Genomic DNA, 25,909 nt, shown 5'->3' on the forward strand with positions numbered 1-25,909 from the left:
ATCAATGAAATGAGAGTGAGCCACGTGACCGGATCGGCCCCCTCGGCGCTCCGGCCGTTGCACCCCGTACCCCGTGCACTGTCGGGCCTCGTCGACGAGTTCGAACTCGACGCCCGCGGTGACATCGACGGCATCGAGCTCACCGGCGTCAGCCTGAGCTCGGCGACGGTCCAGCCGGGCGACCTCTACGTGGGAGTACCCGGCCGCAACGCCCACGGCGCCAGGTTCTCGGCGATCGCGCGCGAGGCCGGAGCCGTCGCCGTGCTCACCGACGAGGCGGGCGCAGCTGAGGCAGCGGCATCCGGTCTCCCCGTGCTCGTCACGCCCGACGCCCGTGCGGCCCTCGGCGCCGTGGCCGGATGGATCCACCGCACCGAGGACAACCCGGCGACGCTGTTCGCCGTCACCGGCACCAACGGCAAGACCAGCGTCGTGTACCTGCTCTTCGCCGTGCTCAGCCAGCTCGGGATCGAGGCCGGCCTGACGTCCACGGCCGAACGGCGCATCGGCGACCTCGCCGTCACCAGCTCCCTCACGACGCCCGAGGCGACCGAACTCCACGCCCTGCTGGCACGGATGCGGGAGGCCGAGGTGCGGGCCGTCGGCATCGAGGTCTCGGCCCAGGCCCTCTCGCGGCACCGCGTCGACGGTCTCGTCTTCGACGTCGCCGGCTTCACGAACCTCAGCCACGACCACCTCGACGACTACGCCGACTTCGAGGAGTACTTCTCCGCCAAGCTCGAGCTGTTCCAGCCCGATCGGTCGCGCCGAGGCGTGGTCACGGTCGACAGTGACTGGGGTCGACGCATCGCCGACTCCTCGCGCATCCCCGTCACCACCATCACCTCCGACCCCGCGATCGAGGCCGACTGGCGCGTCACCGTGACCAGCGAGACCGCCGAGAGCACGGAGTTCCGCCTCGAGGGCCCAGATGGGCGCAGCCTCACCACGAGCGTTCCGCTCCTCGGCTGGTACATGGCAGCCAACGCCGCCCTCGCCATCGCCATGCTCGTCGAGTCGGGCTACGACCTCGACGCGATCGCCCACGCCCTCGAGCGAGACGGCGGCATCCTCGCCTACATCCCGGGTCGCGCCGAGCGCATCTCGGGGGAGCGCGGTCCCGTCGTCTACATCGACTACGGCCACAGCCCCGACGCCTTCCTGAACACCCTGGCGGCCATCCGCAAGACCACCGAGGGCAAGGTGGTCATGGTGTTCGGCGCCGACGGCGACCGCGACACCACGAAACGGCACGACATGGGCGCCATTGCGGCGCGCGGGGCCGATGTCGTGGTCATCACCGACTTCCACCCACGCTTCGAGGACCCCGCAGCCATCAGGGCGGCGCTGCTGGCCGGAGCCCGGGATGCCGTTCCGGACGGCGAGTTCCTCGAGATCGCCGATCCGCGGTCGGCCTTCCGCGCCGCGCTGGCGCTGGCCGGTGACGGCGATGCCGTGCTCTACGCCGGGCCCGGCCACGAGGACTACCACGAGGTCGCCGGCGTCAAGGAACCGTACTCAGCGCGTGATGACGCGCGACTCGCACTTCAGGAAGCTGGCTGGCTGTGATCGACATGACCCTCGCCGAGATCGCCGCGGCGATCTGGGGAGACCTGCGCCTCGAGACGGCTGCGGCATCCGGACCCGAGACCGTGGTCTCCGGCGCCTCTCACACCGATTCGCGTGAGGTCGGCACAGGCGACATCTTCTTCGCCAAGCGCGGCGAGGAGACCGACGGGCACCTGTTCGCCCCGGCCGCCGTCGAGAACGGCGCCCTGCTCCTCGTCGTCGAGCACGCCCTCGACCTGCCGGTTGCCCAGATCGTCGTCGCCGACACCGTCGACGCCCTCGGCGCCCTCGCAACCGAGGTGATCCGCCGCATCCGCTCGCTCGGACTGCTGAAGATCGTCGGCATCACCGGCTCCAACGGCAAGACGACGACCAAGAACCTGCTCCGCGCCATCCTCGAGCGCCAGGGCGCCACGATCGCCGCGCGGGCATCGTTCAACAACGAGGTGGGCGCCCCTCTCACCATGCTCGAGGTCTCCGAGGAGACCCGCTTCCTCGTCGCCGAGATGGGCGCCAGCGCCGTCGGCGAGATCACCCGCCTCGTGCGCATGGCCATGCCCGACGTCGGCGTCGTGCTCAAGGTGGGCCTGGCCCACGCCGGCGGCTTCGGCGGCATCGAGGCCACCCAGCGCGCGAAGACCGAGATGGTGAGCGACCTTCCGGCGACGGGCGTCGCCGTGCTGAACGCCGATGATCCCCGCGTCGCGGCGATGGCCGATGCCACCCGGGCACGCGTCGTGTGGTTCGGACTCGGGCCTGCCGCCTCGGTGCGTGCCGACGAGGTGTCCGTCAGTGCCCGCGGCACCACCTTCACCCTGCACCTCGCCTCGGGCGCATCGCGCTCCGTGCACTTCAGGGTGCTCGGAGAGCACCACGTGATGAACGCCCTCGCTGCCGCAGCCGTCGCCGAGGAGTGGGGCGTCGGCATCGACGACATCGTCGACGGGCTCGAGTCCGTCTCGATCGCCGAGCGTTGGCGCATGGAGGTCATGGGAGGCCGCGACGGCGTCACCATCATCAACGACGCCTACAACGCCAGCCCCGACTCGATGTCGGCCGCCATCAAGACCCTCGCGCAGATCGCCGAGCCCGGCCAGCGCACCATCGCCGTCCTGGGTGAGATGAGCGAACTCGGCGAGTACTCCGGTGAGGAGCACGACCGCATCGGCCTGCTCGCCGTGCGCCTGAACGTCTCGCAGATCGTCGTCGTGGGCGCAGCGGCACGCCGGATGCACATCAGCACGATCAACGAGGGCTCGTGGGACGGGGAGTCGGCCTATGTCGAGACGGCCGATGCGGCCTTCGACCTGCTCGAGGGCAGCATCCGCCCCGGTGACCTCGTCCTGGTGAAATCGTCGAACTCGGCGGGTCTGCGCTTCCTGGGCGATCGACTGGGAGAATCGTTCTCGTGAAAGCTCTCCTGACCTCCGGCGTCCTGGCGCTCGCTTTCACGCTCTTCCTCACGCCGCTCTTCATCAAGCTGTTCCACAAGCTCGAGTGGGGCCAGTTCATCCGCGACGACGGTCCGAAGAGTCACCACTCCAAGCGCGGAACAGCCACCATGGGCGGCCTCGTCGTCATCGCCGGTGTGCTGTTCGGCTACTTCGGCGGCCTGCTCAGCGACGGGGTGAAACCCACGGCGTCAGGCCTCCTCGTGCTGTTCATGATGGGCGGTCTCGGCATCGTCGGATTCATCGACGACTTCCTCAAGACCCACAAGCAGCAGAGCCTCGGCCTGGGCGGCTGGGCGAAGGTGCTCGGCCAGGTCATCGTGGCGGGCACGTTCGCGGTGCTCGCGCTGCAGTTCCCGAGCAAGACCGGCCTGACGCCGGCATCGACGAACATCTCCCTCATCCGCGACATCCAGTTCCTCGACTTCATGAAGCTCGGCACGATCGTCGGCATCGGCCTGTTCATCCTGTGGATCTGCGTGATCACCGTCGCGACGTCGAACGGCGTCAATGTGACCGACGGCCTCGACGGACTGGCAACCGGTGCCTCCATCGTGGCGATCGGCTCCTACGTCATCATCGGGTTCTGGCAGGCCCAGCAGCTCTGCAGTGCTGCCGGCATCGATCCCGACAACGTCTACAAGTGCTACGAGGTTCGCGACCCGTTCGACCTCGCCATCGTGGCGACGGCCATCGCCGGCGCGCTCGTCGGGTTCCTCTGGTGGAACACCTCGCCCGCGCAGATCTTCCTCGGCGACACGGGCTCCCTCGCCCTCGGTGGCGCCCTGGCCGCCCTCGCCGTGCTCAGCCGCACCGAGCTCCTCGTCATCGTCATCGGCGGACTGTTCGTCATCGAGGCCGGTTCGGTCATCGTGCAGCGTGCGTACTTCAAGGTCACCCACGGCAAGCGCATCTTCCTCATGAGTCCGATCCACCATCACTTCGAACTCAAGGGCTGGGCAGAGGTGACGGTCGTCGTGAGGTTCTGGATCGTCGCCGGACTCCTCGTCGCCGCCGGAGTCGGCTCGTTCTACCTCGAATGGCTCTCGCAGTGACGACGGATGCCGCAGGCCGCCTCGACGCCCTGACCAGCTGGCACTCCGACTGGACCGGGCTGCGCGTCGGAGTGCTCGGCCTCGGTGCCACCGGCTTCGCCGTGGCCGACACCCTGGCGGAGCTCGGCTCCGACGTGCTCGTGGTCGCAGCGTCGGCCGACGAGCAGCGGGCCGGTCTGATCGACGTGATCGGTGCACGCCTGGTCGTCGCCGACCTCTCGACGCCCCCGAGCGAACTCGTCGAGCATGCGCCCGACGTCATCATCGCCTCGCCGGGCTTCCACCCGGATCACGCCGTGCTGCTCTGGGCGTCCGAGCAGGCCATCCCGGTCTGGGGCGACATCGAGCTGGCGTGGCGCCTGCGCGACAAGGTGGGGGAGCCCGCCGAGTGGATCCTGGTCACGGGCACGAACGGCAAGACCACCACGGTGCAGCTGACGGCGACGATGATCCACGCTGCCGGCAAGCGCGTCGCTCCCTGCGGCAACATCGGCATCCCCGTGCTCGACGCCATCCGCGACCCGCAGGGCTGGGACGTGCTGGTCGTCGAGCTCTCGAGCTACCAGCTCCACCACCTGCGTCGCAGCGGGCCCGGCGCTCTCGTGCCGCACTCCGCGGTCTGCCTCAACATCGCCGACGACCACATCGACTGGCACGGGTCCTTCGACGCCTACCGCGACGCGAAGTCCACCGTCTACGCGAACACCAAGGTCGCCTGCGTGTACAATAAGGCGGACGAGACCACCCAGCGCATGGTCGAGGACGCCGAGGTGTCTGACGGTGCGCGGGCGATCGGCTTCGACCTCGGCATCCCCGGCCCCAGCGACTTCGGCGTCGTCGAGGGCATCCTCTGCGACAGGGCCTTCCTCGAGGACAGGCGCAACAGTGCCATCGAGCTCACGACGGTGCCCGAGCTCGTGGCCGCCGGCCTCGATGCCCCTCACGTCGTCGCCAACATCCTCGCCGCCAGTGCTCTCGCCCGGGCCTACGGAGTCCCGGCCGACGTCATCCACGACGCCCTCGCGGACTTCAGGCTGGATGCGCATCGCATCGCGACGGTGGCGGTGGCCGACGGCATCCGCTGGGTCGACGATTCCAAGGCGACGAACCCGCATGCCGCAGCGGCATCGCTCACCGCCTACCCGTCCGTGGTCTGGATCGCCGGCGGCCTGCTCAAGGGCGTCGACATCGACGATCTCGTGCGCAGCCACGTCTCGCGCCTGCGCGGCGCCGTCGTCATCGGGGTCGACCGCAGCGAGCTCGTCGCCGCATTCGCACGACACGCCCCCGCCCTGCCTGTCGTGGAGGTCGTGGTCGATGACACTGGAGAGGTGATGCCCCGCGCAGTCCGATTGGCTGCCGAGGTGGCCGGAGCCGGAGACACCGTCCTCCTCGCACCGGCCGCAGCCTCGATGGATCAGTTCGCTGACTACGCGGAACGCGGGCATCTGTTCGCACAGGCAGTACGAGAGTTCTTGGGAGGTGAGGCGGATGACCAGTCCGCCTCGGACCGACCCGAAGCCTAGGCTCGCCCCCGTCGAGGCCGCGGTCTCCTCTGCCCGCATCTCGCTCGGCCGTGTCTTCCAGGCCGAGGGCTCCACGTATTTCCTGCTCCTCGGCACCACGCTCTTCCTCGTCGTCTTCGGCATCGTCATGGTGCTCTCGTCGTCGTCGGTCGGCTCCTACCTCGACAACGAGACGCCGTTCGGCGGAGCGTGGAAGCAGTTGCTGTTCGCCAGCCTCGGCATCCCGCTCATGCTCATAGCGAGCCGGATGCCGGCCATCTTCTGGCGGCGGGTCTCGTGGCCGGCGCTCCTGATCGGCTGCGTGCTCCAGATCATCGTGGTCGCGACGCCGCTCGGCATCGAGGTCGGCGGCAACACCAACTGGCTCGCCGTCGGCTCGTTCCAGTTCCAGCCGTCGGAGATCATCAAGGTCGCCCTCGTGATCTGGCTCGGCAACATCCTCTGGATGAAGCGCGACAAGCTCGACGACTGGAAGCAGACCCTCATCCCTGTCTTCCTCGTCGGCGGCGGCTCCACCGCCCTGGTCCTCCGGGGAGGCGACCTCGGAACCGTGATCGTGATGGGCTCGATCCTGTTCGGCGCCCTGTTCTTCGCGGGCGTGAAGCTGCGCCACATCGCGATCCCCCTGATCGTCGCCGTCATCGTGGCGCTCTTCGTCGCAATCTCGAGCGAGAACCGCATGAAGCGCATCACGGCGTTCTTCAGCGAGTCCTGCGCCGGCAAGGAGCAGGGCGACTGCTGGCAGACCAACAACGGCGACTACGCGCTGGCCAACGGCGGGATCTTCGGCGTCGGCCTCGGCAACTCCAAGGCCAAGTGGTCGTGGCTTCCCGCCGCCGACAACGACTTCATCTTCGCCGTCATCGGCGAGGAGCTCGGCCTCATCGGCGCCATCGTCGTCCTGGCGCTGTTCGTGCTGCTGGCGATCACCTTCCTCCGCATCATGCGTCAGGCACCCGACCTGTTCTCCCGGGTCACCACCGGCTCCGTCATGGTCTGGATCATCGGCCAGGCCTGCATCAACATCGGCGTCGTGCTCGGAGTGATCCCGGTGCTCGGCGTCCCGCTCCCGCTCATCTCGGCCGGAGGAACGGCACTGCTCACCACACTCTTCGCCATCGGCATCGTGCTGTCCTTCGCGCGTGCAGGCTACAAGCCCCTCGTCGCTCCGGCCCGGCGGCTGCCGTGAAGCGCTATCTCCTCGCCGGCGGGGGCACCGCCGGCCACGTGAACCCCCTGCTCGCCGTCGCCGACACCATCAGCGCCGGCGATGACTCGAGCGAGATCCTCGTGCTCGGCACGGCCGTGGGCCTCGAGGCACGCCTGGTGCCCGCGCGGGGTTATGAGCTCCTGACCATCCCGAAGGTGCCGTTCCCGCGACGGCCGAACACCCAGGCCGTCACCTTCCCCCGACGGTTCCGCGCCACCATCGCCGCCGTCGAGGCGATCATCCGCGAGCGCTCCATCGATGTCGTCGTGGGCTTCGGCGGCTACGTGTCGACTCCCGCCTATCTCGCCGCGCGCCGGGTGGGCATCGGCATCGCCATCCACGAGGCCAACGCGAAGCCCGGCCTCGCCAACCGCCTCGGAGCCCGCTACACGAAGCAGGTCGGGGTGGCGTTCGCCGGAACCCGGCTGCCGAACGCCCGGTTCGTCGGAATGCCCCTGCGCCCCGAGATCGAGCAGCTCGACCGCGAGGCGGCCCGTCCCGTCGCCGTCGCCTACTTCGGTCTCGACCCCGACCGTCCCACGCTGCTCGTCACGGGCGGTTCCCTGGGGGCGCGTCGCATCAACGGCACGATCGTCGAGTCCGCCGCATCCGTCATCGAGGCGGGCTGGCAGGTGCTGCACATCACGGGCGACGCCGCCGAGATCACCGATCCCGGCATCGACGGCTACACGATCCTGCCGTACTGCGACCGTATGGACCTCGCCCTGGCGGTCGCCGACTTCGCCGTCTCGCGCGCCGGAGCCGCGACGGTGAGCGAGCTGTCGGCACTCGGCATCCCCGCCGTCTACGTTCCCTACCCCGTCGGCAACGGCGAGCAGCGGTTCAACGCGGCCGGCGTCGTCGAGGCGGGCGGGGGGATCCTCGTGGATGACGCGCGATTCCTGCCGGCCTGGGTCACGAGCGAGCTCCTCCCCGTCCTCGAAGACGAGCCGGGTCGGGAGGCGATGGCGGATGCCGCAGCCTCCGTCGGCGTCCTCGACGGGTCGCAGCGCTTCGCGGCCCTGGTGGCCGAGGCGCTGCGGGGCGATCCGGGGAAAACCGGCGCGGACGCGTAACGTTGACGGCGACCCCGTTCCACAGACACGAGAAGAGCACCGCGCAGTGACGATCAAACCCGACCTCGGCATCACGATCCCCGACGACCTCGGAACCGTGCACTTCGTCGGGATCGGCGGCTCGGGCATGAGCGGCATCGCACGGCTCTTCCTCGGCGCCGGCCACACCGTCACCGGCTCCGACGTGCGCGACTCCGCCAACGTGCAGGCGCTGCGCGATCTGGGCGCGACAGTGCACATCGGCCACGATGCGGCGAACGTCGGCGACGCAGACACCCTCGTCGTCACCGGCGCGCTCTGGCTGGACAATCCCGAGTACCAGCTCGCGCTCGAGCGCGGCCTGCCCGTGCTCCACCGCTCGCAGGCCCTGGCGTGGCTCGTCTCGGGCCAGCGTCTCATCGCCGTCGCCGGTGCGCACGGCAAGACGACCTCGACGGGCATGATCGTCACCGGTCTGCTCGGCCTCGGAGAGGACCCGAGCTTCGTCAACGGCGGCGTCATCGACACCCTGGGCCTCAGTTCGGCCCGGGGCGATGGCGAGCTCTTCGTCGTCGAGGCCGACGAATCCGACGGGTCGTTCCTCCTCTACGACACCTCCGTCGCCCTGATCACCAACGTCGACCCCGACCACCTCGACCACTACGGCTCGCTCGAGGCGTTCCAGCAGGCCTTCGTCGACTTCGCGTCGGCCGCGAGCGAGACCGTGGTCGTCTCCTCCGACGATCCGGGCGCGGTGCGCGTGAGTGCCGCCCTGACCGGCCGCAACGTCATCACCTTCGGCCAGGCCGCAGATGCCGACGTGCGCGTCTTCGACGTCGCCACCGACGGACCCGTCGCCTTCACCCTGTCGTGGAAGGGCGAGGAGTACCGCGCCCAGCTGCGCATCCCCGGCGTGCACAACGCCATCAACGCCGCCGGCGCCTTCGCGGTGCTCGTGAGCGTCGGTCTCGACCCTGCCGCATCCCTCGCCGCCATCTCCGAGTTCGGGGGAACCGAGCGCCGCTTCCAGCTGCACGGGACCGTCCGCGGCGTGAGCGTCTACGACGACTACGCACACCACCCGACCGAGGTGGCCGCCGCCCTCTCGGCTGCGCGCACCGTCGTGGGCGATGGCCGCATCATCGCCGTGCACCAGCCTCACCTGTACAGCCGCACGCGCCTGTTCGCCCAGGAGTTCGCCGACGTTCTGGAGCAGTACGCGGACGAGACCGTCGTCCTCGACGTCTACGGAGCCCGCGAGGACCCGGAGCCCGGCGTCACCGGTGCGCTCGTCAGCGAGCGGTTCACCGACGCCTCCCACGTCGCCTTCGTGCCCGACTGGCAGGCCGCGGCAGACCACACGGCCTCGATCGCCCGCGACGGCGACTTCGTGATCACGCTCGGATGCGGCGACGTCTACCGCATCGTTCCGCAGCTGCTCGGTTCGCTGGAGGCCGAGCGCGAATGAGGCGGTCCGCCCGATGAAGCGGCCGCAGGGCTTCGAGCCGCCGCCTGCCAGCAAGCGGCCGACGCAGCCCCGTGCCGATACGCCCCAGCCGCCGACGACCTCGAGGACGACGACGACGACGGATGCCGCACTCCCGGCACCCGTCGAGGTCGTCATGCCGGTGATCCTCTTCGACCGGGAGGCCGCCGAGGCGGCCGCAGCCGCCGAAGCCGCCGAGGCCGAGCGCCGCGCAGCCAGGAAGAAGCGCGGATCGCGGTCGGCGAAGGGGGCATCGACGGCGGCATCCGTCGGCGGTTCGTCCGACGCGCCGTCAGGCTCGACCGACACCTCCGCGGCGAACGCACCGGACGAGCCCGCGCGCTCCGCCTGGGCGACGGCCGCGGGCATCCGCGCGGCCAAGCGCGACCGCAAGCGCTACGAGCGCGCGGAGGTGCGCCGCTTCACGGCAGCCTCCCGTCGTCGTCGTCGCACCTGGCTCATCAGCGGGGGAGCGCTGCTCGCCATGGTGCTCGTCGTCGCCGGCACGGCCTTCTCGCCGATGATGGCGCTGCGCGTCGTCACGGTCGAGGGTGCCGAGCGCGTTGCGCCCACGCAGATCGTCACGGCACTGAGCGACCAGCTCGGCACGCCGCTGCCCCTCATCGACCTCGCCGCGGTGCGCGAGAAGCTCTCGGGCATGACCCTCATCCAGAGCTACTCGACCGAGAGCCATCCGCCCGACACCCTCGTCATCCGCATCGTCGAGCGCGACCCCATCGGTGCGCGGGCGACCGATGCCGGATTCGACCTCGTCGACTCCGCCGGCGTCGTCATCTCGTCGTCTCCCGAGCGACCGGCCGGCTACCCGCTTCTCGACACCCCGACTCCGACGGCTCTGGCCGCGGCCGGAGAGGTGGTCCGGGCGCTCCCGGCCGAGCTCCGCGCGAGCCTGGACTCCGTCACGGCCGGCACCCGTGACGACGTCACCCTGCAGCTCGCGGGCGGCCCGTCCGTCGTCTGGGGGAGCGCCGACGACTCGGTCATAAAGGCGACAGTGCTCGCGCGGCTCCTGGCCGTCGCTCCCGGTGCGGCGAACTACGACGTCTCGTCGCCGTCGAGTCCCGTCTACAGCTGACGGTTCGCGGCCGGCGTCTGATCGGCATCCGTCCGGCTTCGTCCGGCATCGGTCCGGTTCCGAGGGAATCGATGACGACGGGGCGACTTTCGACACGGTGTTCCGACACGCCCGCGCTTGTCTGACCCGCTTCGCCCCTGTCGACCTAACGTCAAATCAAGAAATGCATACCCAGCATAACTTTAAGGTTCCACTTGAGGTTTAGGGTTTCAACCGGAGGCCGGACGTGTCAACAAACCAGAACTACCTCGCCGTCATCAAGGTCGTCGGAATCGGCGGCGGAGGTGTCAACGCCGTCAATCGAATGATCGAACTCGGCTTGCGCGGAGTCGAGTTCATCGCCATCAACACGGATGCCCAGGCACTGTTGATGAGCGACGCCGACGTCAAGCTCGACGTGGGTCGCGACCTCACCCGCGGCCTCGGTGCCGGAGCGGATCCCGAGGTCGGCCGTCGCGCCGCCGAGGATCACGCCGAGGAGATCGAGGAGGCCCTCGCCGGGGCCGACATGGTCTTCGTCACGGCTGGAGAGGGCGGTGGAACCGGAACCGGCGGTGCCCCCGTCGTCGCCCGCATCGCCAAGTCCATCGGAGCGCTCACCATCGGTGTCGTCACGAAGCCGTTCGGCTTCGAGGGACGCCGTCGTCAGACCCAGGCCGAGCAGGGCGTCGCGAGCCTCAAGAACGAGGTCGACACCCTCATCGTCGTTCCGAACGACCGCCTGCTCGAGATCAGCGACCGCGGCATCAGCATGCTCGAGGCGTTCTCGACGGCCGACCAGGTGCTCCTCGCCGGTGTGCAGGGCATCACCGACCTGATCACCACACCGGGTCTCATCAACCTCGACTTCGCCGACGTGAAGTCCGTCATGCAGGGTGCAGGCTCCGCCCTCATGGGCATCGGCTCCTCGCGGGGCGCCGACCGTGCCATCAAGGCGGCAGAGCTCGCGGTGGCTAGCCCGCTGCTCGAGGCGTCCATCGACGGCGCACACGGAGTCCTCCTCTCCATCCAGGGCGGATCGAACCTCGGAATCTTCGAGATCAACGACGCCGCTCGCCTGGTGCAGGAGGCCGTCCACCCCGAAGCCAACATCATCTTCGGTGCCGTCATCGACGACACCCTGGGCGACGAGGTGCGGGTCACCGTCATCGCAGCCGGCTTCGACGGCGGAGAACCGCAGCCGATCGACGAGGCCGCCCGCAAGGCCGGCCAGACCAAGGCCAGCCTCGGCGCCGCCGCGGCCGCCGTCGGCATCGCGGTGAGCCCGACGGCCGCCGACTCCCTCGACGGCGAGTTCGACATCGAGGAACTCGTGGAGTCGCCGGTCTGGACCGCCGACTCCGGTGTCGTCGAGCAGGTCGTCGCCGACCCTGCGTTCGCCGACGACAGCGAGGACATCGACATCCCCGACTTCCTGAAATAGGACGCGGGCGAAGCGACTCACAATGACGGATGCGACGCTCGCCGAACGCCTCGGCTCCCTGCGGCTCGCCGTCTCCGACGCCGCAGCGGAGGCGGGGCGATCCGTCGACGACATCACCACGATCGCCGTCACGAAGTTCCACCCGGCCGCCCTCATCCGCGACCTGGTGGAGCTCGGCGTGCACGACATTGCCGAGAACCGTCACCAGGAGGCCAGGGACAAGGCCGCCGAGCTGTCGGGCCTGCCCATCCGCTGGCACTTCGTGGGCCAGGTGCAGGGCAAGAAGGCCAGGCAGGTGCGGGCCTACGCCGACGTCATCCACTCCGTCGACAGGTCGTCGCTCGTCGACGCCCTGGCGTCGGAGGAGTCGAGCATCGACTGCTTCGTGCAGGTGAACCTCACCGCGGACGAGTCCCGCGGCGGGGCGACGCCGGCCCGGCTCCCTGGGCTCGTCGACGAGGTTCTCGCCGCCCCCGGGCTGCGACTCCTCGGCCTCATGGCGGTCGCCCCGCTCGATGAGGACCCGCGCCGGGCGTTCGCCCACGTGCGTGCACTGTCCGAGCGCATCCAGCGGCAGGCGCCGCACGCCACCTCGCTGTCCATGGGCATGTCCCAGGACTTCCGAGCCGCCATCCTCGAAGGGGCGACACACCTTCGAATCGGCACCATCATTACCGGGAATCGTCCTGACCCCCGGTTAATCTGAACCTGTAGTGATCACGCAACGGAGGTAGCGATGTCCAACCCGCTCAAGAAGACCATGGTCTATCTGGGTCTGGCCGACGAGGAGCTCGAGTACGAGACTCCCGCGGCGGCTCCTGCCGCGCCCGTCGCGGCGGCACCGGCTCCGGCTCCCGCTCGCGGTGGCGCACCGGTGACCCCCCTGCGCAAGTCCTCGACTCCGAAGGTGGTTGCACCCGTGGCATCCGAGATGAACGAGATCCTGACCGTGCACCCGCGCCAGTACCGCGACGCCCAGGTCATCGCCGAGAGCTTCCGTGAGGGCATCCCCGTGATCATCAACCTCTCACAGATGTCGGACGGCGACGCCCGTCGTCTCATCGACTTCGCGAGCGGGCTGTCCCAGGGCCTCTACGGCAAGATCGAGCGCGTCACCAACAAGGTCTTCCTGCTCTCGCCGCAGCACGTCATGATCTCCGGCGAGAACGGTGCTGCGGAGTCCGACGTCGAAGCGTCGTTCTTCGCGCAGCCGTAACAGTACGTGGCGATCGTCTCGCTCCTCGCGAGCATCCTCTACTACCTGCTGCTGATCTACTTCTTCGTCATGTGGGCGCGTTTCGTGCTCGATCTGGTGAAGACCTTCAACCGCAGTTGGCGTCCGCACGGCTTCGGCCTGGTGCTCGCCGAAGGCGTGTACACGGTGACCGAGCCGCCGATCCGCTTCTTCCGGCGTCTCCTTCCTCCGCTGCGCGTCGGCGGCGTCGCGTTCGACTTCGGCTGGAGCCTGACGATGCTCATCGTCATCATCCTGATGTGGATCGTCCCGCTGTTCGTCTGAGCGGGCACCCGATCCCGATACGACGTCAGACGTCGGCGCGCCGTGCGAATCCCCAGCGGACTTTGCTAGCGTTAGTCGAACGTTTCCAAGACCAGTTCGATTCAAGTTCAAAGGGTGGCAGGCCATGGCGCTTACTCCGGAAGATGTTGTCAACAAGCGGTTCCAGCCGACGAAGTTCCGTGAGGGATACGACCAGGACGAGGTCGATGACTTCCTCGATGAGGTCGTCGTCGAACTGCGCCGCCTGAACGGTGAGAACGAGGAGCTGCGCCAGCAGCTCGCGTCGTCCGGCTCGCGCAGCGACGAGGCTCCGGCCGCCGTCGCCCCCGTGCCCAGCTTCGCCGAGCCCGTCGCGGCGGTTCCCGCACCCGTCGCAGCCCCTGTGGCAGCGGCAGCGGTCGAGGACGAGCAGACCAGCACCACGAACCTCCTCCAGCTGGCTCGCCGCCTGCACGAGGAGCACGTGCGTGAGGGCATCGAGAAGCGCGACGCGCTCATCGCCGAGGGCCACGCCACCGCAGCGCGCGTCGTCGCCGAGGCCGAGGCCAAGCAGCGCGCCCAGATCGGAGCGCTCGACGCCGAGCGTCAGAGTCTCGAGACCCGCATCGACGAGCTGCGCAACTTCGAGCGCGACTACCGCTCCAAGCTCAAGGGCTACATCGAGGGTCAGCTGCGTGAGCTCGACGCATCGGGCGGAGCCTCGACTGCACCTGCTGCAGCCCAGACCTTCGGCTCGCCGGTGAGCGCCTCCGGCGACCAGCAGGCTCCGAGCTTCCAGGGCTTTGGCGCGTAGCGCCGGCACGAAGAAGAGGGTCAGCTCCACCACACTCGCGCTTCTGGCCGGGGTCGCGCTCTGCGCATACGGCCTCGACCAGTTGAGCAAGTACCTCGTCGTCAACAACCTGACGGAGGGGGAGACGGTACCGGTTCTCGGTCCCGTGCTGCAGCTCCTGTTCGTGCGTAATTCCGGAGCTGCATTCTCCCTCGCGAGCGGCATGACGTGGATCTTCACGATCATCGCCTCACTCGTGATCGTGTTCATCATCTGGTTCGCCACCCGCATCCGCTCCAAGGCGTGGGCCGTCGTCTTCGGCCTGCTCCTGGGCGGCGTGCTGGGAAACCTCACCGATCGCTTCTTCCGGGAGCCCAGCTTCGGCATGGGGCACGTGATCGACTTCATCTCGACACCGTGGATCGTCCCGGCCATCTACAACGTGGCCGACATGGCCATCGTGTCGAGCATGATCCTGTTCCTCATCCTGAGCCTGCGGGGCATCGGCCTCGACGGTTCACGGCCGAGCAAGGACAAGCCCGTGGCCGAGACTGATGCCGCAGGCTCCGTCGACGCCGATGCGACGGTGACGGATGCCGCGACTCCCGCCGCGCCGGCCACGCCCACCGCTCCGGCGGCACCCACCGCCCCCGAGGGTCGCGACTGAGCATGGAGACGCGCTCCCTGCCCGTGCCCGACGGTCTGGACGGCACCCGCGTCGACGCCGCGATCGCCAAGCTCCTCGGCTTCTCACGCACCTTCGCGGCCGAGGTCGCCGAAGCGGGCGGCGTGAGCGTTGACGGGCGCACCGTCGACAAGTCCGACAGGTTGCGCGGAGGGTCCTGGCTCGAGGTCAGCTGGGCGCCCAAGCAGGCTCTCGAGATCGTGCCGATCCCGGTGCCCGACCTCGGCATCGTGTACGACGACGACGACATCGTCGTCGTCGATAAGCCGGCAGGCGTCGCGGCGCATCCGTCGGTCGGCTGGGAGGGTCCGACCGTCGTCGGCGCTCTCGCCGCCGCCGGGTTCCGCATCTCCACCTCGGGTGCTCCCGAGCGTGCCGGTGTCGTGCACCGCCTCGACGCGGGCACCAGCGGCCTCATGGTCGTCGCCAAGAGCGAGAAGGCCTACACGGCCCTGAAGCGTGCCTTCCACGACCGCGAGGTCGAGAAGATCTACCACGCCGTGGTGCAGGGGCACCCCGATCCGCTGCTCGGCACGATCGACGCGCCCATCGGGCGGCATCCGCGCTCCGACTGGAAGTTCGCGGTCATCGCCGACGGCAAGCACTCGGTCACCCACTACGAGACCCTCGAGGCGTTCCCGTACGCCTCCCTGCTCGAGATCCACCTGGAGACGGGGCGCACGCACCAGATCCGCGTGCACATGGCGGCCCAGCGGCATCCGTGCGTCGGAGATGCGATGTACGGAGCCGACCCCAAGCTGTCGGCGAAGCTCGGTCTCACCAGGCAGTGGCTGCACGCCCACCAGCTCAGCTTCGACCACCCGTCGAGCGGAGAATGGGTCACCTTTACCTCGCCGTACGCGCCCGAACTGCAGCACGCCCTCGACGTTCTGCGCGGCGACTGACCGACACGCTGGCGACGCGCCGATGCGTGGCCGCGCAGGTCTTAAGCTGGACACTCACCACCCGCTCGTCCCCTCTCGTCAGGAGTGAATCTGCCCTCCAACGGTGACTCCTTCGTCCACCTGCACGTGCACAGCGAGTACTCGATGCTCGACGGCGCCGCGCGCGTCAAGCCGCTCATCGAGGCCGCGGTCGAACAGAGCATGCCCGCCGTCGCCGTGACCGACCACGGCAACGTGTTCGGTGCATTCGACTTCTGGCGCACGGCCACTGAGGCCGGCATCAAGCCGATCATCGGCACCGAGGCCTACGTCACCCCGGGCACCCATCGCGGCGACCGCACGAGGGTGCGCTGGGGCAACGGCGGCGAGGACGACGTGTCGGGCGCCGGCGCCTATACGCACATGACCCTGCTGTCGTCGACGACCGAGGGCATGCACAACCTGTTCCGGCTCTCGAGCAAGGCATCGATGGAGGGGTACTACTTCAAGCCCCGCATGGACCGCGAGATCCTCTCCGAGTACAGCACCGGCCTCATCGCCACAACCGGCTGCGTGAGCGGGGAGGTGCAGACCCGCCTGCGTCTCGGGCAGTACGACGAGGCGGTCAAGGCCGCCGGCGACTTCCAGGACATGTTCGGCAAGGAGAACTACTACGCCGAGATCATGGATCACGGCCTGCCGATCGAGCGGCGCACCATGAACGACCTGCTGAAGCTCGCCAAGCAGCTCGACATGCCCCTCGTCGCCACCAACGACCTGCACTACACGCACGCCCACGACGCCACCAGCCACGCCGCCCTTCTCTGCGTGCAGTCCGGTTCCACCCTCGACGACCCCAACCGCTTCAAGTTCGACGCCGACGAGTTCTACCTGAAGAGCGCCGACCAGATGCGGTCGCTGTTCCGCGACTATCCCGAGGCCTGCGACAACACCCTGCTCATCGCCGAGCGCTGCAACGTTGAATTCGATACCAACGCCAACTACATGCCGCGCTTCCCGGTTCCCGAGGGCGAGACCGAGGACTCCTGGTTCACCAAGGAGGTCGACGCCGGCCTCGCCGAGCGCTACCCGAACGGAATCCCCGACGAGGTGCGCAAGCAGGCCGACTACGAGGTCGGCGTCATCCTGCAGATGGGCTTCCCCGGCTACTTCCTCGTCGTCGCCGACTTCATCAACTGGTCGAAGCGGAACGGCATCCGCGTCGGCCCCGGCCGTGGTTCCGGTGCCGGATCGATGGCGGCATACGCCATGAAGATCACCGACCTCGATCCGCTGCGCCACGGGCTCATCTTCGAGCGCTTCCTCAACCCCGACCGCGTCTCCATGCCCGACTTCGACGTCGACTTCGACGATCGTCGCCGCGGCGAGGTCATCAAGTACGTCACCGAGAAGTACGGCTCCGAGCGCGTCGCCCAGATCGTGACCTACGGCACCATCAAGGCCAAGCAGGCGCTCAAGGATTCGTCCCGCGTGCTCGGGTTCCCCTTCGGCATGGGCGACAAGCTCACGAAGGCGATGCCGCCGCCCGTCATGGGCAAGGACATCCCGCTCACCGGCATCTTCGACAAGACGCATCCGCGATTCAAGGAGGCGTCGGACATCCGTGCCGTCGTTGAGACGGATCCCGATGCCCGCACGGTCTTCGACACGGCTCTCGGCATCGAGAACCTCAAACGCCAGTGGGGCGTGCACGCCGCCGGCGTGATCATGTCGAGCGACCCGCTCATCGACATCATCCCGATCATGAAGCGCGAGCAGGACGGCCAGATCGTCACGCAGTTTGACTACCCGGCTGCGGAGTCGCTCGGACTGATCAAGATGGACTTCCTGGGGCTGCGCAACCTCACGATCATCTCCGACGCCCTCGACAACATCGAGGCGAACCGCGGTCACAGGCTCGACCTCGAGTCGCTCGAGCTCGACGACCAGCCCTCGTACGACCTGCTCGCCCGGGGCGACACGCTCGGTGTGTTCCAGCTCGACGGCGGGCCCATGCGCGGCCTGCTGCGCCTGATGAAGCCCGACAACTTCGAGGACATCTCGGCGGTGCTGGCGCTCTACAGGCCCGGCCCGATGGGTGCCGACTCGCACACCAACTACGCCCTGCGCAAGAACGGCCTGCAGCCGATCACGCCGATCCACCCCGAGCTGGCCGAGGCCCTCGAAGACGTGCTCGGCGGCACCTACGGCCTCATCATCTACCAGGAGCAGGTGATGTCGATCGCCCAGAAGGTGGCCGGCTTCTCCCTCGGCCAGGCCGACATCCTCCGGCGCGCGATGGGCAAGAAGAAGAAGAGCGAGCTCGACAAGCAGTTCGAGGGCTTCTCGGGCGGAATGACGGCGAACGGATACTCCGCTGCGGCCATCAAGACGCTGTGGGACATCCTGCTGCCGTTCTCCGACTACGCCTTCAACAAGGCGCACTCGGCGGCCTACGGCGTCGTGTCGTACTGGACCGCGTACCTGAAGGCGCACTATCCGGCCGAGTACATGGCCGCGCTGCTCACCAGCGTCGGCGACTCCAAGGACAAGATGGCCATCTACCTGAACGAGTGCCGCCGCATGGGCATCAGGGTGCTGCCGCCCGACGTGAACGAGTCGATCGGCTTCTTCGCCGCAGCCGGCGAGGACATCCGCTTCGGCCTCGGCGCCGTGCGCAACGTGGGCATGAACGTCGTCGACGGCATCCGTGCCGCCCGAGAGGAGAAGGGCCGCTTCGAGTCGTTCCACGACTACCTGCGCAAGGTCCCGATCCACGCCACGAACAAGCGCACCATCGAGTCCCTGATCAAGGCAGGCGCCTTCGACTCCCTCGGCAACACCCGCCGCGCGCTCGTGGAGATCCACGAGCAGGCCGTCGAGTCGGCCGTGAAGATCAAGCGCGACGAGGACAACGGCAACGTCGGGTTCGACTTCGACAGCCTGTTCGAGGACGCCGGAGCCGCGCCGGTCTCGCACGTGCCCGATCGACCCGAGTGGTCGAAGCGCGACAAGCTCGCCTTCGAGCGCGAGATGCTCGGCCTCTACGTCTCCGACCACCCGCTCGCCGGGCTCGAGGTTCCGCTGGCCAAGCATGCCGACGTCGCCATCGCCGACCTCATGGCGAACGAGAGCACTCAAGACGGCGAGACCGTCACCATCGCCGGCCTGGTCACGAGCGTGCAGCACCGCACGGCGAAGAACTCGGGCAACCAGTACGGCATGATCCAGGTCGAGGACTTCGGCGGCGAGATCACCGTGATGTTCATGGGCAAGGCGTACCAGGAGTTCGCCCCGGCCCTGGTCGGCGACTCCATCGTGGTCGTGCGCGGACGCGTCAGCCTGCGCGACGACGGCATGAACCTGCACGCGTACAGCATCTTCAGCCCCGATCTCGGTCAGGGAGACATGGATGGCGCACCCGTCGTCATCTCGGTGCCGGAGTCGCGGGCGACGACGGACATCATGCAGTCGCTCGGCGACGTGCTCATCCGCCACTCCGGGGCGACCGAGGTGCGGCTGAAGCTCGTGAAGGGCTCGACGGCGCGCGTGTTCGAGGTGCCGTATCCGGTGCGCGTCACGGCGGACCTCTACGGCGAGCTCAAGAGCCTGCTCGGCCCCAACTGCCTGGTGTGAGTTGCGCGCTCGGACGACCCGATCGCCGCCCGTCGAACTGCCCACTTCCGCCAGTCAAGCGTGCCGTCCACTAGCGGAAGTGGGTAACTCGAGGGGCTGCGCGTCGTTGCTGCGGGTCAGTCCAACTCGATCGTGAAGACGATCGGTCCGTCGCCCACCCGCTCCTGCCTGGTGAAGCCCACGCGCGGATAGAACGCCAGGCCACCGACGTTCCGAGGGTCGACGGCGAGGTGCAGCCCCGTCACGCCGGCCTCCCGCAGGGCGTCGAGCGCCTTCCCGATGAGGACCCGCCCGAGCCCCTGCCCCTGCAGCCGCGGATGCAGGTCGATGTGCAGGTGCGCCGGATAGCGCTCCAGCACGTCGTCCGAGATGCGCTCCGGCTCGTGGAAGAGCGCGACGAGGGCGCTGTCGGCATCCGTCGCCGCCGATCCCACCGGGTACTGCGTGCGGAGGGCCGGCCACCACTCGCTCTCCTCCCACGCCTCGAACGCGCGGGTGTCCGGTGCAGCGAGCACGTAGCCGCCGATGCCGTGCTCGTCGGCGACGACGAAGGCGAACTCCGGATGCCGCACGGCGTACGGGCCGGCGTAGACATGTCCGATCAGGTGGGGGTTCTCGTACACTCGGCTGCCGTCGGTGCCGACATCACCCGTCACCAGGCAGATGGCGTAGATGCCGGGCAGGTCGTGGGGGAGCGGATGGCGGATCTCGGTCACCCGTCAACGTTAGCGGCGCGCTGCCGCACCCTGCCGGAGGCTGAGCCCGATGCCGATCAGCGCCATACCCACGATCGCCGCGCCGCCGAGCAGGGTGGCCGCATCGGGTTGAACGATCGACTGCCCGCGCAGGGCCTGCCAGGTCAGGAGCGCCATCACGGCACCGTAGATGGCGAAGGTCGTCCAGACCAGGCCGACCCGAACGCGCACGTCGGCGAGCACCCTGACGCGACGGGCTGCGAGCTCGATGAGCAGCAGCGCGAGAGGAAGCACCTGCAGGGCGTGCATGCCGATGAAGTGCGGAATGCGCAGGTCGCCGTGCTCGGTGCTCCAGCCGAGCAGCAGCAGCCCGGCCCCGCCGTCGTCGGCTCCCACGGTGTGGGCGCCGATGATGCCCTGGTAGTCGTCGAGCTGCGCGGGCAGGGGCAACGTCATGAGGAAGCCGAGGCCGAGACCCACGATGCAGAGCGCCGCTCCGAGCCTGATCGCCAGGGAGCGCGCGCGATCCGCCAGGGGCGTGAACCACAGGAGCACGGCAGCAACGAGGGTGGCGATCCAGAGCACGGCGATGGATGTGCCCATGATCGACCAGACGGCCTCGTCGAACGGGTTCGCCTGGTTGAAGTGGCTGCGGTGCCCGCGCACGGTCTGCAGCACGATGAGCACGGTCTCGATCGCGAGAGTGGCGGCGATCACCGTGCCCGCCCACCACGCCGTGCGCCGGAACCGCGTGAGCTGACCGATGAGCCACGCCCACGTCACGGCGTAGATCGCGATCGAGATGGCGAACTTCAGCGGCTTCGCCCACACGGGCGCACCGACGAGTTCGCGCTGGTCGACGAGCAGTCCGATCGTGGCCACCAGTCCGAGGGCGACCATGCCGACGGCGAGTGCGATCAGTGGTCGATGCCAGCGAACCGGCGGCGGAGGCAGCAGGGGCGAGCCCGCCCGGGTCGTGGCCGCCCTCGTCGGAACTGTCGTGGACATGGTCGCCTCGTCTCTCGACCCGGTGGGTCTCGAGAGCACGGTAGCGACGGTCGACGGATGCCCGGCATCCGCTCGCCCCCCGAGGAATGCGGGGGAATACCCCCGAAAAGCGAGGGAAGCTCAGTCCGAGAGCACGTCTCCCGGGGCGTGGTAGAACCGCTCGTGGTAGAGCAGCGGCGCGTCGATCGGGCCGAGGGCACCGGTCTCGATCTGCACGACCACGACGGCGCTGTTGTGCACCAGGACGCGCTCGATGATCCGGCCCTGCATCCACGCCGTCACGTCGGTGAGCACGGGGAGGTCGTGCGGGCCCCGCGTCCAGTGGTCGCCCGAGAAGCGCTCGGCGGCCGGACCGGCCATGATCTGCGCGAGCCCGCGGTTGCGGCGCCCGAGCATGTGGATGACGAGCCGATCGGTCTCGGCCAGCGCCGGCCACGAACTGGCGGAGCGCGCCATGTTGAAGGTCGCGAGCGGCGGGACCGCCGAGAGCGAGGCGAGCGAGGTTGCCGTGAAGCCGACGGGGGTTCCCGACGAGTCGAGCGCCGTGATGACGGCGACTCCGGCCGCATGACGGCGGAACGCCTGCTTGAACGAGAGCAGGTCCTCCGGCGTCGCGGCGTCGGAGAACGTGATGGAGCTGGAGGCGGGGGCTGACTCATTCATACGAATGCTTCAATCATCGTCCCGCCGGGGCTATTCCTGAAACGGGTCGTCACGCGGGTACGTAAACGCCGTGAGGCTTCGTCTCGGAACGCGGATGCCGCGGCCCGGCCCATAAACTCGAAGGCGTGATGCACACGATCGACCTCCGCGGCCGCACCCACACGTCGGCAGAACTGCTCGCGCTCGTTCCGCGCGCCGCCGTCGACGTCGCCGTGGCCAGCGAGGCCGCTGCGGCGCTCATCGACGAGGTGCGCACGGGTGGGTCGGAGGCGCTTCTCGCCCAGGCCGATCGCTTCGACGGCGGGCGTCCGCCGGCCCTCCGCGTTCCGGCATCCGAGATCGCCGACGCCGTCTCGACCCTCGACCCCGCCGTCCGCCGGGCCCTCGAGGAGACCATCCGGCGCGTCCGGCTCGCGAGCGCGGCCCAGGTGCCGCCGAACACCGTCACCGAGATCGGCCCCGGTGCGCGCATCCGTCAGCGCTGGCAGCCCATCGCCCGTGTCGGCCTCTACGTTCCCGGCGGCAAGGCCGTCTACCCGTCGAGCGTCGTCATGAACGTGGTTCCAGCCCAGGTCGCCGGCGTCACCTCGATCGCCCTCGTGTCGCCGCCGCAGCGCGACCACGGCTCGCACGTGCACCCCGTGGTGCTCGCGGCCGCCGGGCTGCTCGGGATCGACGAGGTCTACGCCATGGGCGGCGCCGGAGCCATCGGCGCCCTCGCCTACGGTGTCGACGACCTCGGCCTCGAGCCCGTGCAGCTCGTCACCGGGCCGGGCAACGTCTATGTCGCCGCGGCGAAGCGCCTCATCCGCGGCCAGGCCGGAATCGATGCCGAGGCCGGCCCCACCGACATCCTCGTGGTCGCGGATGCCGCAGCCGACGCCAGGCTCGTCGCCGCCGACCTCATCAGCCAGGCCGAGCACGACGAACTCGCCGCCGCCGTGCTGGTGACCGACTCGACCGAGCTGGCCGATGCCGTCGTCGCGGAGGTCGAGCGCCAGGTCGCTCTCACGACCCACCGCGAGCGCGTCACGGCGGCGTTGACCGGTGGGCAGTCCGCCGTGGTGCTCGTCGACGACCTCGAGGCGGCCGCCGCCTTCAGCAACGCCTTCGGACCGGAGCACCTGGAGATCCAGACGACGGATGCCGAGGCCGTGCTCGCCGGCATCCAGAACGCCGGCGCCATCTTCCTCGGACCGCACTCGCCCGTGAGCCTCGGCGACTACGCCGCCGGCTCCAACCACGTGCTGCCGACGGGCGGCCAGGCGCGCTTCGCCGCCGGACTGAATGCCGCGACCTTCCTGCGGTCGCAGCAGGTCGTGGAGTACACGGAGGAGGGTCTGGCCGACGTCGCCGAGTCGATCGCCGCACTGTCGGCGACCGAGGCGCTGCCGGCTCACGGCGATGCCGTGGTGGCGCGGTTCAGCTGAGGGGCGTCCGCGGGAGGGCGGCATCCTTCTGCCCCGAAATCCGCGGTGCTACCGTGGAATCATGACGCCGCAGGAGCTCGAGAACCTCGCTCACCTGCGCCGCGCCCGCGACCTGATCGACCGCGACTACGCCCAGCCGCTCGACGTGCCCACCATGGCGGCCAAGGCCCTCATGTCTCCGGCGCACTTCTCGCGCAGCTTTCGCGCCGCCTACGGGGAGACGCCGTACAACCACCTCATGACCCGCAGGATCGAGCGGGCCATGGCGTTGCTGCGGGCCGGGTCGAGCGTGACCGACGCCTGCATGGCCGTCGGGTGTACGTCGCTCGGATCGTTCAGCTCGCGCTTCCTCGAGATCGTGGGGGAGACGCCGTCGGCCTACCGCAGCCGGGGACACGACGCCGTGGAGGCCATGCCGGCCTGCATCGCGAAGGTCTACACGCGGCCGAAGCGGAACGCGCCGAGTACCGGGGAGTCGGCATCAGCGCCTGCGGCATCCGCGGCATCCGATCCGAGCAGGATCGGAGAAGCGGGCGTCTCGAGCGCGGCGTAGCGTCGACTCCATGACCATCGCACTCCAGTTCACCAACATCACCGTCAACGACGTCGACGAGTCGCTGCCGTTCTACCGCGACGCCCTCGGGCTCGAGGTGCAGAACGACGTCGCCTCGGGCGACTACCGCTGGGTCACCCTGGGCAGCGACGCCCAGCCCGGGCTCGGCATCGTGCTGTCCGTGCCGCACGCCGGACGCTCGCAGGCCGACGGCGACGCCATGCAGGAACTCCTCACCAAGGGCGTGCTGCCGCTGCTCGTGTTCGCCTCCGACGACGTCGACGCCACCTTCGAGACCCTGCGCGCCTCGGGCGCCGAGGTGCTGCAGGAGCCGATCGACCAGGGGTGGGGTCCGCGCGACTGCGCCTTCCGCGACCCGTCGGGCAATACCGTGCGCATCGCCCAGGCCCCCACGGCCTGAGCGATCTGCCGCATCCGGAACCCCCTCGCCCGTTCGCTAGGCTGGGGGCACGATGTTCTGCCCTTTCTGCCGTCACCCCGACTCCCGCGTCATCGACTCCCGCACCAGCGATGACGGCCTCAGCATCCGTCGTCGGCGTCAGTGCCCCGAGTGCGGTCGCCGCTTCTCGACCACCGAGACCGCGAGCCTCTCGGTGATCAAGCGCAGCGGAGTCGTCGAGCCCTTCAGCCGTGAGAAGGTCGTCAGCGGCGTGCGCAAGGCCTGTCAGGGGCGTCCGGTGACGGATTCCGACCTCGCGGTGCTCGCGCAGAAGGTCGAGGAGACCATCCGCTCGACCGGTGCATCTCAGCTCGACGCCAACGACATCGGCCTCGCGATCCTGCCGCCGCTGCGCGAGCTCGACGAGGTCGCCTACCTCCGCTTCGCCAGCGTCTACCAGGCCTTCGAATCGCTCGACGACTTCGAGTCGGCCATCGAGCAGCTCCGCGACGAGCACGGCCGCCTCCCGGCCCGCCCGCAGGAGTAGCCGCCCGTGTACGAGTTCATCTTCCGCACCTTCTTCGCGCGCATGGACCCGGAGCGCGCCCACCACCTGGGCTTCGTGGTCATCCGGATGCTGGGCTGGCCCGTCATCGGACCGATCGTCGCCCGCTTCACACGTTCACCGAAGCCGCAGCCCGTGCGCGCGCTCGGCCTGACCTTCCCAACGCCGTTCGGTGTCGCAGCCGGCTTCGACAAGAACGCCCACGCCGTGATCGGCCTCGGCCGCCTCGGGTTCGGTCACATCGAGGTCGGCACCATCACGGCTCACGCTCAGCCGGGCAACGAGACCCCGCGCCTGTTCCGGCTCATCCCCGACCGTGCCGTGATCAACCGCATGGGATTCAACAACGCCGGCGCCGATGTCGCCCGCACCCGCCTCGTCGCCCTCAGACGCAGGCGCAACCGACCCGTCATCGGCGTGAACATCGGCAAGAGCCGCATCACGCCGGTCGAGGAGGCCACCGAGGACTACCTCGCCTCCACCCGCCTGCTCGCGCCCCTCGCCGACTATCTCGTCGTCAACGTCTCCTCGCCGAACACTCCGGGCCTGCGAGGCCTGCAGGAGCTCGAACTCCTGACCCCGCTGCTCACCGCGGTGAAGGCTGCCGCCGGTGCGACTCCGCTGCTCGTCAAGATCGCTCCCGACCTCGAGGACGACGCCATCGACCGCATCGCCGGCCTCGTCGTGGAGCTCGGACTCGACGGCATCATCGCCACCAACACCACAATCTCCCGCGAGGGTCTCGCGACATCAGCGTCGGTCGTCGAGGCTGCCGGTGCCGGCGGACTCTCGGGTGCGCCGCTCGCAGCCCGCTCGCTGGCCGTGCTCCGCCGCATCCGTGCGGTCGTGCCCGATTCGCTCTGCGTGATCTCCGTCGGCGGTGTCGACACGGCGGCGGATGTCGCCGAACGCCTGGCAGCCGGAGCCACCCTCGTGCAGGGCTACACGGCGTTCCTCTACCGCGGCCCGCTGTGGGCCCGCCAGATCAACCGCGGTCTGGCCGAGCTCCGCCGCTAGCCCCCGCGCGCCGGGCAATGCCGCGCTGCCGCTCACTCGCACGCGCTTCATGAGAAAAGGAGCTCACTCCTTGACCTCAGCGGAGCAGCGGAGGACCGTGTTGTGCAGCTGCGGTGGCGAAGGAGCATGCAGCGGTGTTCTGACAGGTCACGAGCGGCTCAACCCACGCCGGTCGCTCGAGTGACGCATGGCGGCCGGTACCGACCTATGT

At 69.0% G+C, this 25,909-nt stretch carries 24 protein-coding genes; 21 read left to right on the forward strand and 3 right to left on the reverse strand.

The features are described 5' to 3' along the window. Positions 1-9: 9 nt before the first annotated feature. The 16 genes from E4M00_RS05020 (at position 10) to dnaE (ending at position 19,367) form a co-directional block, all read left to right on the forward strand. Positions 10-1,569, forward strand: a complete 1,560-nt coding sequence (locus tag E4M00_RS05020) for a Mur ligase family protein (protein ID WP_193555545.1) — start codon at positions 10-12, stop codon at positions 1,567-1,569. After that, complete coding sequence (locus E4M00_RS05025) at positions 1,566-2,981, forward strand: UDP-N-acetylmuramoyl-tripeptide--D-alanyl-D-alanine ligase (RefSeq protein ID WP_135119398.1); 1,416 nt, start codon at positions 1,566-1,568, stop codon at positions 2,979-2,981. The genes E4M00_RS05020 and E4M00_RS05025 overlap by 4 nt, the downstream gene beginning before the upstream one ends. Then, positions 2,978-4,075: a phospho-N-acetylmuramoyl-pentapeptide-transferase gene (gene mraY / locus E4M00_RS05030; RefSeq protein ID WP_135119399.1), complete on the forward strand. Its 1,098-nt coding sequence runs from the start codon at positions 2,978-2,980 to the stop codon at positions 4,073-4,075. The genes E4M00_RS05025 and mraY overlap by 4 nt, the downstream gene beginning before the upstream one ends. Further along, complete coding sequence (gene murD / locus E4M00_RS05035) at positions 4,060-5,601, forward strand: UDP-N-acetylmuramoyl-L-alanine--D-glutamate ligase (protein WP_135119400.1); 1,542 nt, start codon at positions 4,060-4,062, stop codon at positions 5,599-5,601. Before mraY ends, murD begins: the two co-directional genes overlap by 16 nt. Continuing rightward, the gene (ftsW, locus tag E4M00_RS05040; RefSeq protein ID WP_135119401.1) at positions 5,567-6,790 is read left to right on the forward strand and encodes a putative lipid II flippase FtsW; all 1,224 of its coding nucleotides are present in this window, start codon (positions 5,567-5,569) and stop codon (positions 6,788-6,790) included. Before murD ends, ftsW begins: the two co-directional genes overlap by 35 nt. Further along, the gene (gene murG, locus E4M00_RS05045; RefSeq protein WP_135119402.1) at positions 6,787-7,887 is read left to right on the forward strand and encodes an undecaprenyldiphospho-muramoylpentapeptide beta-N-acetylglucosaminyltransferase; all 1,101 of its coding nucleotides are present in this window, start codon (positions 6,787-6,789) and stop codon (positions 7,885-7,887) included. Before ftsW ends, murG begins: the two co-directional genes overlap by 4 nt. Before the next feature lie 46 nt (positions 7,888-7,933). Beyond that, the gene (gene murC / locus E4M00_RS05050; protein WP_135119403.1) at positions 7,934-9,334 is read left to right on the forward strand and encodes a UDP-N-acetylmuramate--L-alanine ligase; all 1,401 of its coding nucleotides are present in this window, start codon (positions 7,934-7,936) and stop codon (positions 9,332-9,334) included. A gap of 13 nt (positions 9,335-9,347) precedes the next feature. Further along, entirely contained in the window at positions 9,348-10,448 is a 1,101-nt protein-coding gene (locus tag E4M00_RS05055; RefSeq protein WP_135119404.1) for a cell division protein FtsQ/DivIB, read from the forward strand. 226 nt (positions 10,449-10,674) lie between these two features. After that, positions 10,675-11,871: a cell division protein FtsZ gene (gene ftsZ / locus E4M00_RS05060; RefSeq protein WP_055818037.1), complete on the forward strand. Its 1,197-nt coding sequence runs from the start codon at positions 10,675-10,677 to the stop codon at positions 11,869-11,871. A 22-nt stretch (positions 11,872-11,893) separates the two neighbouring features. Then, the gene (locus E4M00_RS05065) at positions 11,894-12,577 is read left to right on the forward strand and encodes a YggS family pyridoxal phosphate-dependent enzyme (protein ID WP_056163553.1); all 684 of its coding nucleotides are present in this window, start codon (positions 11,894-11,896) and stop codon (positions 12,575-12,577) included. 30 nt (positions 12,578-12,607) lie between these two features. Then, complete coding sequence (locus E4M00_RS05070) at positions 12,608-13,087, forward strand: cell division protein SepF (protein WP_056163549.1); 480 nt, start codon at positions 12,608-12,610, stop codon at positions 13,085-13,087. Positions 13,088-13,093: 6 nt separating this feature from the next. Then, positions 13,094-13,390, forward strand: coding sequence for a YggT family protein (locus E4M00_RS05075; protein ID WP_135119405.1), 297 nt, complete (start codon positions 13,094-13,096; stop codon positions 13,388-13,390). 124 nt (positions 13,391-13,514) lie between these two features. Then, entirely contained in the window at positions 13,515-14,183 is a 669-nt protein-coding gene (locus E4M00_RS05080) for a DivIVA domain-containing protein (protein WP_135119406.1), read from the forward strand. Next, complete coding sequence (lspA, locus tag E4M00_RS05085; RefSeq protein ID WP_135119407.1) at positions 14,173-14,829, forward strand: signal peptidase II; 657 nt, start codon at positions 14,173-14,175, stop codon at positions 14,827-14,829. The genes E4M00_RS05080 and lspA overlap by 11 nt, the downstream gene beginning before the upstream one ends. A gap of 2 nt (positions 14,830-14,831) precedes the next feature. Continuing rightward, positions 14,832-15,752: an RluA family pseudouridine synthase gene (locus tag E4M00_RS05090; RefSeq protein ID WP_135119408.1), complete on the forward strand. Its 921-nt coding sequence runs from the start codon at positions 14,832-14,834 to the stop codon at positions 15,750-15,752. Positions 15,753-15,896: 144 nt separating this feature from the next. Next, positions 15,897-19,367, forward strand: a complete 3,471-nt coding sequence (gene dnaE, locus E4M00_RS05095; RefSeq protein WP_240036916.1) for a DNA polymerase III subunit alpha — start codon at positions 15,897-15,899, stop codon at positions 19,365-19,367. A 116-nt stretch (positions 19,368-19,483) separates the two neighbouring features. On the opposite strand, the gene E4M00_RS05100 is transcribed toward dnaE, so the two are convergent. The 3 genes from E4M00_RS05100 to E4M00_RS05110 form a co-directional block, all read right to left on the reverse strand. Then, on the reverse strand, positions 19,484-20,083 hold the full coding sequence (locus E4M00_RS05100) for a GNAT family N-acetyltransferase (RefSeq protein ID WP_135119409.1): 600 nt from the start codon (positions 20,081-20,083) through the stop codon (positions 19,484-19,486). Between the two features lie 9 nt (positions 20,084-20,092). Continuing rightward, positions 20,093-21,070, reverse strand: a complete 978-nt coding sequence (locus E4M00_RS05105) for a hypothetical protein (RefSeq protein WP_135119410.1) — start codon at positions 21,068-21,070, stop codon at positions 20,093-20,095. 120 nt (positions 21,071-21,190) lie between these two features. Then, positions 21,191-21,733, reverse strand: coding sequence for a flavin reductase family protein (locus tag E4M00_RS05110; protein WP_135119411.1), 543 nt, complete (start codon positions 21,731-21,733; stop codon positions 21,191-21,193). A gap of 128 nt (positions 21,734-21,861) precedes the next feature. Between E4M00_RS05110 and hisD the strand changes: the two genes are divergently transcribed. The 5 genes from hisD (at position 21,862) to E4M00_RS05135 (ending at position 25,698) form a co-directional block, all read left to right on the forward strand. Then, positions 21,862-23,163 carry a histidinol dehydrogenase gene (gene hisD, locus E4M00_RS05115; protein WP_135119951.1) on the forward strand — a complete coding sequence of 434 codons (1,302 nt, stop codon included), beginning with the start codon at positions 21,862-21,864 and terminating at the stop codon, positions 23,161-23,163. A gap of 61 nt (positions 23,164-23,224) precedes the next feature. Further along, positions 23,225-23,716: a helix-turn-helix transcriptional regulator gene (locus E4M00_RS05120; protein ID WP_135119412.1), complete on the forward strand. Its 492-nt coding sequence runs from the start codon at positions 23,225-23,227 to the stop codon at positions 23,714-23,716. Between the two features lie 10 nt (positions 23,717-23,726). After that, positions 23,727-24,137 carry a VOC family protein gene (locus tag E4M00_RS05125; protein ID WP_135119413.1) on the forward strand — a complete coding sequence of 137 codons (411 nt, stop codon included), beginning with the start codon at positions 23,727-23,729 and terminating at the stop codon, positions 24,135-24,137. Positions 24,138-24,189: 52 nt separating this feature from the next. After that, positions 24,190-24,663, forward strand: coding sequence for a transcriptional regulator NrdR (nrdR, locus tag E4M00_RS05130; protein ID WP_055904295.1), 474 nt, complete (start codon positions 24,190-24,192; stop codon positions 24,661-24,663). A 6-nt stretch (positions 24,664-24,669) separates the two neighbouring features. Then, on the forward strand, positions 24,670-25,698 hold the full coding sequence (locus tag E4M00_RS05135) for a quinone-dependent dihydroorotate dehydrogenase (RefSeq protein WP_135119414.1): 1,029 nt from the start codon (positions 24,670-24,672) through the stop codon (positions 25,696-25,698). Positions 25,699-25,909 lie beyond the last annotated feature (211 nt).

Origin of the sequence: Orlajensenia leifsoniae (assembly GCF_004570845.1) — a bacterium.
GTDB lineage: Bacteria > Actinomycetota > Actinomycetes > Actinomycetales > Microbacteriaceae > Orlajensenia > Orlajensenia leifsoniae.